Origin of the sequence: Alkalicaulis satelles, assembly GCF_008630495.1 — a bacterium.
GTDB lineage: Bacteria > Pseudomonadota > Alphaproteobacteria > Caulobacterales > Maricaulaceae > Oceanicaulis > Oceanicaulis satelles.
In genome coordinates this window covers 104768-117174 of record NZ_VWOJ01000004.1, presented here as the reverse complement: position 1 = coordinate 117174, position 12407 = coordinate 104768, and the positions used below count along the sequence as shown (strand labels likewise).

Below are 12407 nucleotides of genomic sequence, written 5' to 3'. Positions count from 1 at the left end.
CCCTGTGCCGAGATGCGCTGCGAGCTGTTGCACGATCGCAACATAAGCCTCCAAACCCTTACAAAATTGGCCATAAATCAATCGATTCATAAGCGAGATCGTCCGCGTTCCGCCTCAATTCTCGTCCGGGCGCCTGCAAGCGGTGGCCAAGAACGGCGCGACGCATATAACAAGCCCACGAATTATTTTGATAGCTGAAAGAGGGCATAGCTCATGACAACCTTCCGGCAACGCGCGATGGCCACCACCGTGATGACCGCCGCAGCCGCCGCTCTGACGGGCGCCGCAGCGGCCCAGGTCGACGTGGTGACGGTCACCGCCACCAAGGTCGAGGCTGACGCGCAATCGATTCCGGTCGCCGTCAGCGCGCTTGATGGTGGTGATCTCGACGAGCTGCGGGTGGACAATTTCACCGACTATCTGATCCAGCTGCCCGGCATCACGGCCGGCGGTTCAGGTCCGGGACAGAGCACCATCTATATCCGCGGCCTGGCGTCCACGACGCCCAATCTCACCGTCGCCGGCGTCGCCGGACTGTCGCCCAATGTGGCCTTCTATCTCGACGAACAGCCTCTGGCTCAGCCGGGGCGCAATCTGGATGTCTATGCGGTGGACCTGGAGCGCGTCGAGGTGCTGCCCGGCCCCCAGGGCACGCTTTACGGCGCCAGCTCCCAGGCTGGCACGGTGCGCCTGATCACCAACAAGCCGGTGCTGGGCGAGTTCCAGGCGTCGTCGCGCTTTGGCGTCTCCTTCACCCAGGACGGTGACATGAGCAACAAGGCCGAGGGCGTGGTGAACCTGCCCTTCGGCGATAATTTCGCCGTTCGCCTGGTGGCCTATGTGGACAATCAGGGCGGCTATATCGACAACGTGGCGGGCACGCGCAATGCGTCTGAGTCTGCGCGCTTCCGTCCTGAAGGGACCGTCCGCGCCAATGGCGTGCCGGTTTCGGCCCAGCGCGCCGGCTTCCAGTCCACCGCCGATCTGTCGGGCGTGACCTTCCTGGACGCCGATAATGCCGGGCTGGTGCAGGACAATTTCAACTCCACCACCTATGCCGGCTTCCGCCTCTCGGCGCGCTACGAGTTTGATCCCGAATGGCGCCTGACGGCGGGCTACGCCCAGCAGCGCATCGAGGCTGACGGGGTGTTCTTCGTCGATCCCGAGCTGGACGATCTGCAGATCCAGCGCTTTGAACAGGACCGGATCGAGGACGAGTTCCGCAATGTGAACTGGACGCTGGAAGGGCGCCTTGGCGCGCTGGACGTGGTCTATACCGGCGCCTTCACAGACCGCTCCACTGACCAGCGTGTCGACTATTCGGACTATCTCTTCGTCGGTCAGTACCTGCCCTACTATATCTGCGACGGCTCGGTGACCTATCCGGGCGCGGCCGATCCGGCAGGCGTGTGCCAGCCGCCCAACCTGTATGTGACTTCGGCCTCACAGACCGATGTGTGGACCCATGAAGCGCGCGCCACCACGCCCCAGGACCGGCGCATCCGCGCCACGTTCGGCGCGTTTTACAGCGACCTGACGCTGGTGGAGCGCAATGACTTCACCTATCCGGGCATGATCGCAGCCGAGCCGTTCGGTCCGTTCGCGCCGAACTTCCCCTTCCCCGGCGCGTTCCAGTCTGATCCCGGACCGTTCCCGGCCGGAGTGATCTTCCGCAATGACGTGCGCCGCACCGACGAGCAGCGCGGCGTGTTCGGCGAGGTCACGTTCGACCTCGTGCCCGATGTCTTCGCGGTCACGCTGGGCGCACGCTGGTATGATATCGACGTGAACCTGGAAGGCACGGCCAATTCGTCCTTCTGTAATTCAGGCGGCGTTGACCAGAACGCCTTCGGCACGAATATCTCCGATCTCTATGACGGGTCGGGTTCGTTCACCTTCGTCGGTTCGTGTGATCCGGCGCTGCGCCAGACCTTCACGACAGCTGACAGCCTGGCCGACATCATCGCGGCGGGGTATTCGCCCGCCCAGGCCGAGCAGATCTTCAACTCGGTGCGTGCGCCGTCCTCGGCCCAGACCGACGGGGTGATCACCAAGGTGACGGCCACCTGGACGCCGACCGATCACACCTTGTTCTACGCCACCTATTCGGAAGGTTTCCGGCCGGGTCTGCTGAACCGTCCGGGCGGCGCGCCGGGACCGGGCGACTACACTGTTCCCTTCGCGCTCGACACCGATGATGTGCGCAATTACGAGATCGGCTGGAAGACCGAGCTGTTCGACCGTCAGCTGCGCTTCAACGGCAGCGCCTTCTATGTCGAGATCGACCGGCTGCAGACCACGATCTTCGATCCCAGCATCGTCAACCTGTTCTTCTCCGACAATGCGGCGGATGCGGAAATCCGCGGCGTGGAGGGCGATTTCGTCTGGGCGCCCATGGAGATTCCGGGCCTGACCGTGGCGGGCGCCTTCTCGATCCTGGACACTGAAATCACCCGGGTGATCACGCCGACAGATGACGTGACCGCCGGATCCGATCTGGCCTTTGCGCCGAGCCTCCAGGGTAATCTGCGCGCCCGCTATGAGTGGGGCCTGGACAATGGCTGGATGGCCCATGTCATGCCGCAGATGATCTATTCGGATGGTTCGCGCAGCGATGTCATCGACATCAACTCGGCCAATCTGAGCAGCTACACGGTGTTCTCCCTGTCCGGCGGCCTGACCGCCGATCAGTGGAGCGTTGAGCTGTTCGCCGACAACATCACCAATGAGCGCGCCCAGCTGAGCAATAACTTCGTGTTCGACCGGGAGCGGGTGACGATCATGCGTCCGCGCACCATCGGCCTGCGTGTCGGCGTCCAGTACTGACGCCGGGCGCAACACGATGTTGTCTCAACGGCCTCACAGCCGATAATGGAAAGCGTCCCGCATTGCGGGGCGCTTTCTCTTCTTTTTCTCGAGGCGCGATTTGACTACGGCTTCCAGCTCAACTGACGCCGCCCTGAAAGCGGCCCAGGACCAGGTCATGAAAGGCGCGTTCGCAGACGCGCTGGAGACCCTGGCGCCGGTTCTGGCCGCCGAACCCGGTCATGGCGAGGCGCTCTATATGAGCGCGGTCTGTCAGCGCTATCTGAAACAGTTTGGCGCAGCGCAGGCCACGCTGGACGCGCTCAAGGCGGCCCAGCCCGAGTTTGGCCGCGCCTGGCAGGAGGAGGGCCATCTGCTGCGCGCGCAAGGAGAGTCCCGGCGGGCTCTGGCCGCCTATCAGCGCGCTTGCCAGTACAATCCAGCCCTGACCGCCAGCTGGGCCGTCCAGGCCGACATCCTCACCGAACTGGGTCAGAGCGCCGAAGCGGCCCAGGCCGCCGCACAGGGCGCACGGGTGGCGGGGCTGCCCAAACCCCTGATCGCAGTCATGCATCATCTCCATGAAGGGCGGCTGATGCGCGCCGAGACGCTGTGCCGGAGCTTCCTGAAAGCCAATCCCAAGCATGTCGAAGGCATGCGCCTGCTGGCCGAGATTGGCGTGCGTTTCAACATCACCGACGACGCCGAGTTCCTGCTGGAAAGCGCACTGGAATTCGAACCGGACAATGTCCAGGTGCGCCTGGATTACATCCAGGTGCTGCGCAAGCGCCAGAAATTCGCCGCCGCCCTGGACCAGGCCCGCCAGCTCATGGCGCGCGATCCGGACAATCCGCTCTTCCTGTCCCATTTCGCCATCGAGGCGATGCAGACCGGCGATTACGAGGCCGCGCTGAACGCCTTTGACAAGGTGCTCGAAACCCTGCCCGGCGACCCGGCCACCCTCACCTCGCGCGGTCATGCGCTGAAAACGGCCGGGGAAAGTGAACGGGCCGTCGGCTCTTACAAAGCCGCGCTGGCCAGCCAGCCATCCCATGCCGACGCCTGGTATGCGCTGGCCAATCTGAAGACCTACCGCTTCTCAGATGAGGAGCTGGCCGCAATGGAAAAGAGTGAGGCGGACGGCGCCCTGTCCCACGCCCAGCGCATCCATCTCAGCTTCGCGCTCGGCAAGGCGTATGAAGACCGCAAGGACTTCGAGCGCGCATTTGGCGCCTATGCGCGCGGCAATGAGCTGAAACGCCGCCAGACCCGCTACACGTCAGATCAGATGGAAGAAGAGCTGGAGGCGCAAAAAGCACTCTGCACGCCGGACCTGTTCGCCAGACAGTCCGGCAAGGGTCATGACGATCCCGCCCCCATCTTCATCGTCGGCCTGCCGCGCGCGGGCTCCACCTTGCTGGAGCAGATCCTCGCCTCGCACAGCCAGGTCGACGGCACGCTTGAGCTGCCCAATATCCTGGCCATCGCCCACTCCTTACGCGGACGCGACCGGTCTGACCGCACGCGCTATCCGCGCATCCTGCACGAGATGGAGGGCGGCAAGCTGGAAGCGCTGGGGCGGCGCTATATCGAGGAAACGGCGATCCATCGACAGGGCGCGCCCTTCTTCACCGACAAGATGCCCAATAATTTCCGGCATATCGGCCTGATCCGCCTGATCCTGCCCCACGCGAAGATCATTGATGCGCGCCGCCATCCCATGGCCTCGTGCGTGTCGGGCTTCAAGCAGCTCTTCGCCGAGGGACAGGAGTTCACCTACGGGCTTGAAGAGATCGGGCGCTATTACCGGGCCTATGTGGAGCTGATGGATCATTGGGATACAGTGCAGCCCGGATCGGTGCTGCGCGTCATCCACGAGGATGTGGTGGACGATATCGAGACCCAGGTGCGCCGCATCCTGGACTTCTGCGGCCTGGCTTTCGAGCCCGCCTGCCTTGAGTTTCACAAGACGCGCCGTCAGGTGCGCACGGCCAGCTCCGAACAGGTGCGCCAGCCGATCAATCGCGCCGGGCTGGAACAATGGCGCGCCTTTGAGCCCTGGCTGGATCCGCTCAAAGACGCGCTCGGGCCGGTGCTGGACGACTGGCGGCGGGATGGCGCGCGAGCGACACGGGGGGCTTTAAGCGCATGAAACAGATCGAACCGGCGGTGTTCTTCCCCGCCGCCATCCTGGCCGTGGCCGGCGTCGCCTTCGCGGTGCTGGCCGGCGATCAGGCCGAGGCCGTATTCACCACGATACGCGACGTCATCACCCAGTATGCGGGCTGGGTGTATTCGGTAGGCGTGGGCGCATTTCTGACCGGCGCTTTCGTGGTCGCGCTCTCCGACTGGGGCCGCATCCGGCTGGGGCCGCAGGACAGCGAGCCGGAATATGGCTTCCTGCCCTGGTTCGCGATGCTGTTCTCGGCAGGCATGGGCATCGGTTTGATGTTCTTCGCCGTGGCTGAGCCGTTAACCCACTATTTGAACGCGCCACACGCCGAGCCCGAAACCCTGGAGGCGGCCCAACAGTCCATGGTGCTGACCTTCTTCCACTGGGGCGTTCACGCCTGGGCGGTGTACGCCATTGTGGGGCTGAGCCTGGCCTATTTCGCGTTCCGGCACGGCCTGCCCCTGACCATACGCTCGGCCCTTTATCCGCTGATCGGAGAACGCATTTACGGCCCGCTGGGCCATATCGTGGATGTGCTGGCGATTCTGGGCACGCTGTTCGGAGTGGCCACCTCGCTGGGCTATGGCGTCACCCAGATCAATGCCGGGCTCAACACCCTGTTCGGCGTCGCCATCGCGGTGGAGATCCAGGTCGGCCTGATCGCCGTGATCACCCTGATCGCCACCGGCTCGGTGCTGGCGGGCCTGGATGCGGGCATCCGCCGGCTCAGCGTTTTCAACCTGTCCCTGGCTACAGCCTTGCTGGTCTTTGTGCTCATAGCCGGACCGACCCTGTTCCTGATCAGCGCCTATGTTCAGAATATCGGGGAATATATTTCCAGCCTGGCCAGCCTGACCTTCAATGTGGACGCCTATGGCGATGGCGGCTGGATCAGTGACTGGACCCTGTTCTACTGGGGCTGGTGGATTTCCTGGTCGCCCTTTGTGGGCATGTTCATCGCGCGCATCTCGCGCGGGCGCACGATTCGCGAATTCATTCTGGGCACGCTGCTGGGTCCGGCCCTGTTCACCTTCGCGTGGATGACGATTTACGGCAATTCGGCCCTGCGCCTGGCCTTGAGCGACGCCGCCGCGCCGCTGGTGGAGCTGGTGCGCGCGGAGGAAACGCCGCTGGCCCTGTTTGCGTTTCTGGACACCTTGCCCTTCGCCTCCATCACCTCGGTAGCGGCGATCATTCTGGTGACCACATTCTTCGTCACCTCCTCGGACTCCGGATCCCTGGTCAAAGCCACGCTCGCCACAGGCGGCAGCCTCAACCCGCCCGTATGGCAAAGGCTGAGCTGGGCGCTGCTGGAAGGACTGGTGGCCGGCGTCCTGCTGGTGGCGGGCGGACTGGCTGCGCTGCAATCAGCCACCATCGCCGCGGCGCTGCCCTTCACCCTGGTGATCATTCTGGCCTTTATCGGTCTGGTGCGCGCCTGGTCCATGGAGACCAAGCGGCGCGCCGGCGCCAAGACCGCCGTCCAGCTGCCGGTGGAGGGGGTGGCGGTGCCATGGAGGGTCCGCCTGAAGCTGATGTTCGCCAATCCGCGCGCAGATGAAGTCAGCGCCTGGATGAGTGAGACCGCCGGCCCGGCTTTCGCGGACGTGGCCAAGGAAATGACCCTGAACGGCCTGTCGGCGCAGGTGGAGACGATTGAGGACGGCGTGCAACTGACGGTCAGTCATGAGACCGGACCCGATTTCGTCTACGGAGTCATGCTCAAGACCTATCCTGGCGAGGGAGACGATCCCGAACAGTCCCGGGCCGAGGTGTATCTGAGCGATGGCGGACGCCATTACGATGTCTTTGGCTACACCCAGGTCCAGCTGATCCGCGACGTGCTGCGCCATTACGAGCGCCATCGCCAATGGATGCATCACCTCAGTTTGGGTTAGTGAACGCCGGGCCAGCAGCCTGCCAGGCCCGCGCCGCCTGGCGGGCCGCATCCGCCACATAACAGCAATCACGCCATGGCACGGCCAGTGCTGACATGTGATCACATGCGAATGCGGGAAAACACCGATTGGCAGGCCCTAGGGGAATCGAACCCCTCTTTCCAGGTTGAAAACCTGGCGTCCTAACCGATAGACGAAGGGCCCGCATCGGTGTGGAGCGGTGATATATCCGCCCCCTTCCCTCTATGCAAGCGCCTGCCGTGCATATTCTTCACATGGCGCAGCTCACGGCGCAGGGGCCAGGTCTTCCAGATGCAGCTCGGCGCGTTTGCCGAAGCGGTTATCCTCGGCGCGCAGTTTTCCCGCGGCGTGGAAGCGCGCCTCGCCCGGCGCCAGCAGGGCCTGACCCATGGGCGCATCGGCGCAGCGGAAAGCGATGGCGTCCAGGCGCGCGCCGCCTGCGGCCTCAAAGCTGACGCGCACATGGTCACTGCCCACCCGCTTGGCGAAGCTGCGGCGCAGATCGGCGAAGGCGAAGCGCGGCTCGGGATTGCCCTGGCCGAAGGGCGCTGCGGCTTTGAGCGCCTCGCAGAATTCAAACGACACCGAGGCGGGATGGGCCACCGCGTCCAGCTCCAGCGTGCGCGCAGCCTCGGCCCTGACCCATTCATCGGCCAGCGCTTCGGTGAGGAAGTCGCGCAATGCATCAATACGCCCCGCCTCCACGGTGAGCCCGCAGGCCATGGCGTGGCCGCCCCCGGCGATCAGCAGTCCGGTCTCCCTCGCCCGCGCCACCGCCGCGCCCAGATTGACGCCGGTGCAGGAGCGGCCCGAGCCCTTGGCCAGGCCCGTGTCCGGATCAATGCCGATGACGATGGCGGGCCGGTTGAAGCGCTCCTTCACCCGGCCTGCGGCGATGCCGATGACGCCGGGATGCCAGTGCTCGCCCGCCGCAATGAGAACCGGCGCATCCTCGCTGACGCCCGCGCGTTCCAGCTGGGCCATGGCCTCGTCCAGCACGTCCGCCTCGATGGCGCGGCGCGCGGCGTTATGCTGGTCCAGCTCGGCGGCGAGCGAGCGCGCTTCAGCCATGTCATCGCTGGTCAGCAGGCGCGCGCCCAGATCAGACCGGCCCACGCGCCCGCCCGCATTGATTCGCGGGCCGATAATGAAGCCGGCGTGATAGACGCTGGCCGGGCCGGTGACCCCTGCGATTTCGGCCAGCGCCGCCAGGCCGGGCCGCGTCCAGGCGCTCATCACCCTGAGGCCCTGGGCGGTGAGCGCGCGGTTGAAGCCGGTGAGCGGGACCACGTCGCATACCGTGCCCAGGGCGGCGAGATCGGCGAGCGCCAGAAGGTCAGGTTCGGGCCGGTCCCTGAAGGCGCCGCGGGCGCGCCCTTCCCGGTTGAGCGCGGCCAGCAGCACGAACACCACGCCCGCCGCCGCCAGATGGCCGCAGCCGGACTCATCGCCGGGCTGGTTGGGATTGACCAGCGCCTCGGCTTCAGGCGCAGGCCCATCCATCAAATGATGGTCGATCACCGCCACCGGCAGGCCCATGGCCCGCGCCGAGGCGAGCGGCCCTACGGCCGCCGCGCCGCAATCGAGCGTGATCACCAGCCCCGCGCCGCGGGCCTTCAGGCTCTCGAACGCGGCCGCGCTGGGCCCATAGCCCTCCTCGATCCGGTCGGGCACATAGATCAACGGCGCCTCGCTGACCGCCGACAGCCAGCGCGAGAGCTGGGCAGCGGAGGTGGCGCCATCCACGTCGTAATCGGCGAACAGCGCGATGCGCACGCCTTTTTCCACCGCGTCCCAGATCAGGCGGGCGGCGTCATCCATGCCCTTGAAGCTGGACGGATCGGGGAAGCTGTCGCGCAGGCGCGGGGAAAGAAAGTCCGGCGCGCTCTCAGCGGTCAGGCCACGCGCGGCCAGCAGGCGGGCAAGCGCATCATTGACTCCGGTCACGCGCGCGATTTCGCCCGCTGCCCGGTCGTCGGCGGGCCGCAAGCCCCAGGCGCGCCCGCCCAGCGAGCGCGTCACCCCGAAGAGCGGTCCGGCGCTCACGCCTGACGCGGACGCCGGGTCGCGATCTTCCGGCGCACGCCCGTGACGGAGGAATAGACCAGGGTCTCGGTTTCGATCCAGCGCGCGCTCTGGCGCACACCCTGGACCATGCGGCCATCGGTGACGCCGGTGGCGATCAGCAGGCAGTCATCGCTGGCCATGTCCATGAGGGTGTATTTGCGATCGAGATCGGTGATGCCGACCCGGCGCGCACGGGCGCGCTCATCATCGTTGCGGAAATGCAGCCGGCACTGGATCTGGCCGCCCACGCAGCGCAGCCCCGCCGCCGCCAGCACGCCCTCGGGCGCGCCGCCGCGCCCGATATAGATGTCCACGTCCACGTCCGGGTCAGCGGCCATCATGACGCCGGCCACATCGCCATCGCCGATGAAGGTGATGCGCGCGCCTGCGCTGCGGATGGAGGCGACGATGGCGTCATGGCGCTCACGGTCGAGCACGCAGGCGGTGATCTCGGACGCAGGCACACCCTTGGCCTTGGCCAGGGCGCGGATGTTTTCGGCCGGCTCGACGTCCAGATCGATCACGCCCTCGGGATAGCCCGCGCCAATGGCGATCTTGTCCATATAGGTGTCAGGCGCGTGCAAGAGCCCGCCGCGCGGCGACAGGGCCAGGATGGCCAGCGCATCGCGCATGCCCTTGGCGGTGACGTCGGTGCCCTCCAGCGGGTCCAGCGCGATATCGATCTCCGGCCCTGAGCCCGTGCCCACTTCCTCGCCGATATAGAGCATGGGCGCCTCGTCGCGCTCGCCCTCGCCGATCACGATGCGCCCGCGCATCTCCATGGCGTTGAAGGCGGTGCGCATGGCGTCCACGGCGGCCTGGTCAGCAGCGATCTTGTCGCCGCGCCCCACCAGGGCCGAGGCCGCAATGGCGGCGCGTTCCGCAGCGGTCACCGCATCATTCACGAGGGATTCAAGCCCGTTGGCCCTGGTCATGCGTCAGTCCTTGTCAGTTGGCCGGCGCCGGGCGCCGGCTATTGAGGCGGGGTGGCGCGCGCCAGCTGACGCGCGGCGTAAGTCTCTGCATCCTCTTCCGGGTCACGCACCCCGGCGGCGGCGGCGCGCACCTGGGCGCCACGCTCCAGAACAGAAAGCGCGCCCCGGGACAATCCGGCCATATCTTCGCGGGTCATCCGGCGCTCGGGCACATAGACCGGCGCCGCGGCAGGGCCGGCCTCGGCGATGCGCGCATGCGTCCAGCTGTCTGCGTCCTGTTCGGGCATGTCCAGTCCGGCGCACCCGGTCAGGGCGGCGGCGGCGAGCACAGCGGCGGTCATTCGCACAATCATGGTCTCCGCGCCGCCTGCTGGACGTTGGATAGGCTGACTGCTTTCTATACGCTTACCCGCGCAGCTGTCACGCCCCGGGAGGAGTCGCGCCATGGCCGAGAAGAAAAAACCCGCCCGCCGCACATCATCCGGAGCCCGGGCGCGCAAACCCGCCGCCGCGAAACCCGAGAGCGCCAGGCCTGCGCCGCCCCCCGAAGCCAAGGCGGGCGATGGCGTGAAGAACGAACCGAATCCGGCGCAAGCCGCTGCGGCCGCCGCCTCTCTGGGGCTTGTGTCCGATGCCGATATCGAGCGGCTGGACACCATCTCGCGCAATCTGATGCAGTCGGCCCTGAAGAGCCAGAAGCTGATGAGCGATGTCATGCGCCGCTCCCTGGAGGGCGATCCCTCGCTGGCGCCCAACGCCGATCCGCTGCACGCCGCGCCGGAGCTGATGAAGGCCTGGGAATCGATCCTGTCGGATCCCGAACTCCTGCTGCAGGCCCAGTCCGATCTCTATCGCGGCTATCTTGATCTGTGGGCCGGGACCAACAAGCGCCTGATGAGCGGCGGCGAGGCCGAGCCGGCCATCCAGCCCGAACAGGGCGACAAGCGCTGGCGCTCCAAAGCCTGGAGCGAGCATCCGGTGTTTGACGCCATCAAGCAGTCCTACCTCTTAAACCAGCGCTTCATGCTGAACCTTCTGGCCGGGGCCAAGGGGCTGGACGAGGCGGCCCAGCGCAAGGTGAATTTCGTCACCCGCCAGATGATGGACGCCATGGCGCCCACCAATTTCGCCCTGACCAATCCCGACGTGATCGAAGAGACGATCCGGACGCGCGGGGAGAATCTGGCCCGCGGCCTGACCCAGCTGATGAGCGATCTCGAACGCGGCAATGGCCGCCTGGCCCTCTCCCAGACCGATATGGACGGGTTCGAGGTGGGCAAGGATCTGGCCGCCACGCCCGGCGCGGTGATCTGGCGCAATGAGGTTATGGAGCTGATCCAGTACGCCCCCGCCACCGAGACCGTGCGCCAGCGCCCGCTGCTGATCGCGCCGCCCTGGATCAACAAGTTCTACATCATGGACATGCGCCCCCAGGGCTCCATGATCCGCTGGCTCACCGAGCAGGGCTTCACGGTGTTCCTGATCAGCTGGATCAATCCCGATCCCAGGCTCAAGGACGCCAGCTTCGAGGATTATATCCGCCAGGGTCTGTTCACCGCGCTGGAGGTGATCGAGACGGTCACCGGCGAACGCCAGGTGGACACGGTGGGCTATTGCATCGGCGGCACCATGCTGGGCACGGCGCTGGCCCTGATGGCCGCAGAGGGCGATGACCGCATCGCCTCGGCCACCTTCTTCGCCGCCCAGCTCGACTTCAAGCTGGCCGGCGAGCTTCTGGTCTTCATCGACCAGGAATGGTTCGCCGAGATCGAGCGCCTGATGGACGCCCAAGGCGGCGTGCTGGACGGGCGCACAATGGCCGACACGTTCAACATGCTGCGCTCGAACGATCTGGTGTGGTCGTTCGTGATCAACAATTATCTGCTCGGCCGCCAGCCGCAGGCCTTCGACCTTCTGTACTGGAACGCCGACCAGACGCGCATGCCCAAGCGGCTGCACCTGTATTATCTCGACACCTTCTACCGGCAGAACAAGCTGTCCGAAGGCCGGCTGGAGATCGCAGGCCACAGGCTGGACCTGAAAAACGTCACCATCCCGGTCTTCATGCAGGCCAGCAAGGAAGACCACATCGCCCCGGCCGGCAGCGTCTACCGCTCCGCCCAGAAGTTCGGCGGGCCGGTGCAATACATGATGGCGGGCTCGGGCCATATCGCGGGCGTGGTCAATCACCCCGCCGCCAACAAATACCAGCACTGGATCAACGAGACCCTGCCCGACACCCGCGAGGCCTGGCTTGAAGGGGCCGAAGAACGCCCCGGCTCCTGGTGGCCCCACTGGAAAGCCTGGCTCTACGCCATGAACGATGCGCAAGTTCCCGCCCGCGAGCCCGGCGGCGGCAAGCTGGAGCCGATCTGCCCGGCGCCTGGGGAATATGTGAAGGTGAGGAGTTAGGAACAAAGGCGCCGGCGCCCGCTGGGAAACCGGGTGAGAAACCGGTGAGAAACCGCCCGATTGGTTTCTTATCACGATTATCACCATCCCCCTTCC

At 65.8% G+C, this 12407-nt stretch carries 7 protein-coding genes and 1 tRNA gene; 4 read left to right on the top strand and 4 right to left on the bottom strand.

Going from position 1 to position 12407, the window contains the following annotated elements; genetic code table 11:
• Positions 1–213 precede the first annotated feature (213 nt).
• The 3 genes from F1654_RS12120 to F1654_RS12110 all read left to right on the top strand — a co-directional run bounded on the left by F1654_RS12120 (position 214) and on the right by F1654_RS12110 (position 6876).
• Positions 214–2826 (top strand): TonB-dependent receptor, encoded by a 2613-nt coding sequence (locus F1654_RS12120; RefSeq protein ID WP_150023821.1) that lies wholly within the window; start codon positions 214–216, stop codon positions 2824–2826.
• A gap of 157 nt (positions 2827–2983) precedes the next feature.
• The gene (locus F1654_RS12115; RefSeq protein ID WP_150023820.1) at positions 2984–4957 is read left to right on the top strand and encodes a tetratricopeptide repeat-containing sulfotransferase family protein; all 1974 of its coding nucleotides are present in this window, start codon (positions 2984–2986) and stop codon (positions 4955–4957) included.
• Positions 4954–6876 carry a BCCT family transporter gene (locus F1654_RS12110; protein ID WP_150023819.1) on the top strand — a complete coding sequence of 641 codons (1923 nt, stop codon included), beginning with the start codon at positions 4954–4956 and terminating at the stop codon, positions 6874–6876. Before F1654_RS12115 ends, F1654_RS12110 begins: the two co-directional genes overlap by 4 nt.
• Positions 6877–7005: 129 nt before the next feature.
• Here the strand turns inward: F1654_RS12110 and F1654_RS12105 are convergent.
• The 4 genes from F1654_RS12105 to F1654_RS12090 form a co-directional block, all read right to left on the bottom strand.
• Positions 7006–7080, bottom strand: a tRNA-Glu gene (locus F1654_RS12105).
• 81 nt (positions 7081–7161) lie between these two features.
• Positions 7162–8943: a single-stranded-DNA-specific exonuclease RecJ gene (gene recJ, locus F1654_RS12100; protein WP_150023818.1), complete on the bottom strand. Its 1782-nt coding sequence runs from the start codon at positions 8941–8943 to the stop codon at positions 7162–7164.
• The gene (gene glpX, locus F1654_RS12095; protein WP_150023817.1) at positions 8940–9899 is read right to left on the bottom strand and encodes a class II fructose-bisphosphatase; all 960 of its coding nucleotides are present in this window, start codon (positions 9897–9899) and stop codon (positions 8940–8942) included. The genes recJ and glpX overlap by 4 nt, the downstream gene beginning before the upstream one ends.
• 38 nt (positions 9900–9937) lie before the next feature.
• Positions 9938–10240: a hypothetical protein gene (locus tag F1654_RS12090; protein WP_150023816.1), complete on the bottom strand. Its 303-nt coding sequence runs from the start codon at positions 10238–10240 to the stop codon at positions 9938–9940.
• 103 nt (positions 10241–10343) lie between these two features.
• Between F1654_RS12090 and phaC the strand changes: the two genes are divergently transcribed.
• Positions 10344–12311 carry a class I poly(R)-hydroxyalkanoic acid synthase gene (phaC, locus tag F1654_RS12085; RefSeq protein WP_150023815.1) on the top strand — a complete coding sequence of 656 codons (1968 nt, stop codon included), beginning with the start codon at positions 10344–10346 and terminating at the stop codon, positions 12309–12311.
• The last annotated feature ends 96 nt before the right edge of the window (positions 12312–12407 follow it).

What these genes read in the sequence shown, in the direction of transcription:
- phaC (WP_150023815.1), top strand. Translation starts at nt 10,344, where the DNA reads ATGGCCGAGAAGAAAAAACCCGCCCGCCGCACATCATCCGGAGCCCGG.
- glpX (WP_150023817.1), bottom strand. Translation starts at nt 9,899, where the DNA reads ATGACCAGGGCCAACGGGCTTGAATCCCTCGTGAATGATGCGGTGACC.
- F1654_RS12120 (WP_150023821.1), top strand. Translation starts at nt 214, where the DNA reads ATGACAACCTTCCGGCAACGCGCGATGGCCACCACCGTGATGACCGCC.
- F1654_RS12090 (WP_150023816.1), bottom strand. Translation starts at nt 10,240, where the DNA reads ATGACCGCCGCTGTGCTCGCCGCCGCCGCCCTGACCGGGTGCGCCGGA.
- F1654_RS12110 (WP_150023819.1), top strand. Translation starts at nt 4,954, where the DNA reads ATGAAACAGATCGAACCGGCGGTGTTCTTCCCCGCCGCCATCCTGGCC.
- F1654_RS12115 (WP_150023820.1), top strand. Translation starts at nt 2,984, where the DNA reads ATGAAAGGCGCGTTCGCAGACGCGCTGGAGACCCTGGCGCCGGTTCTG.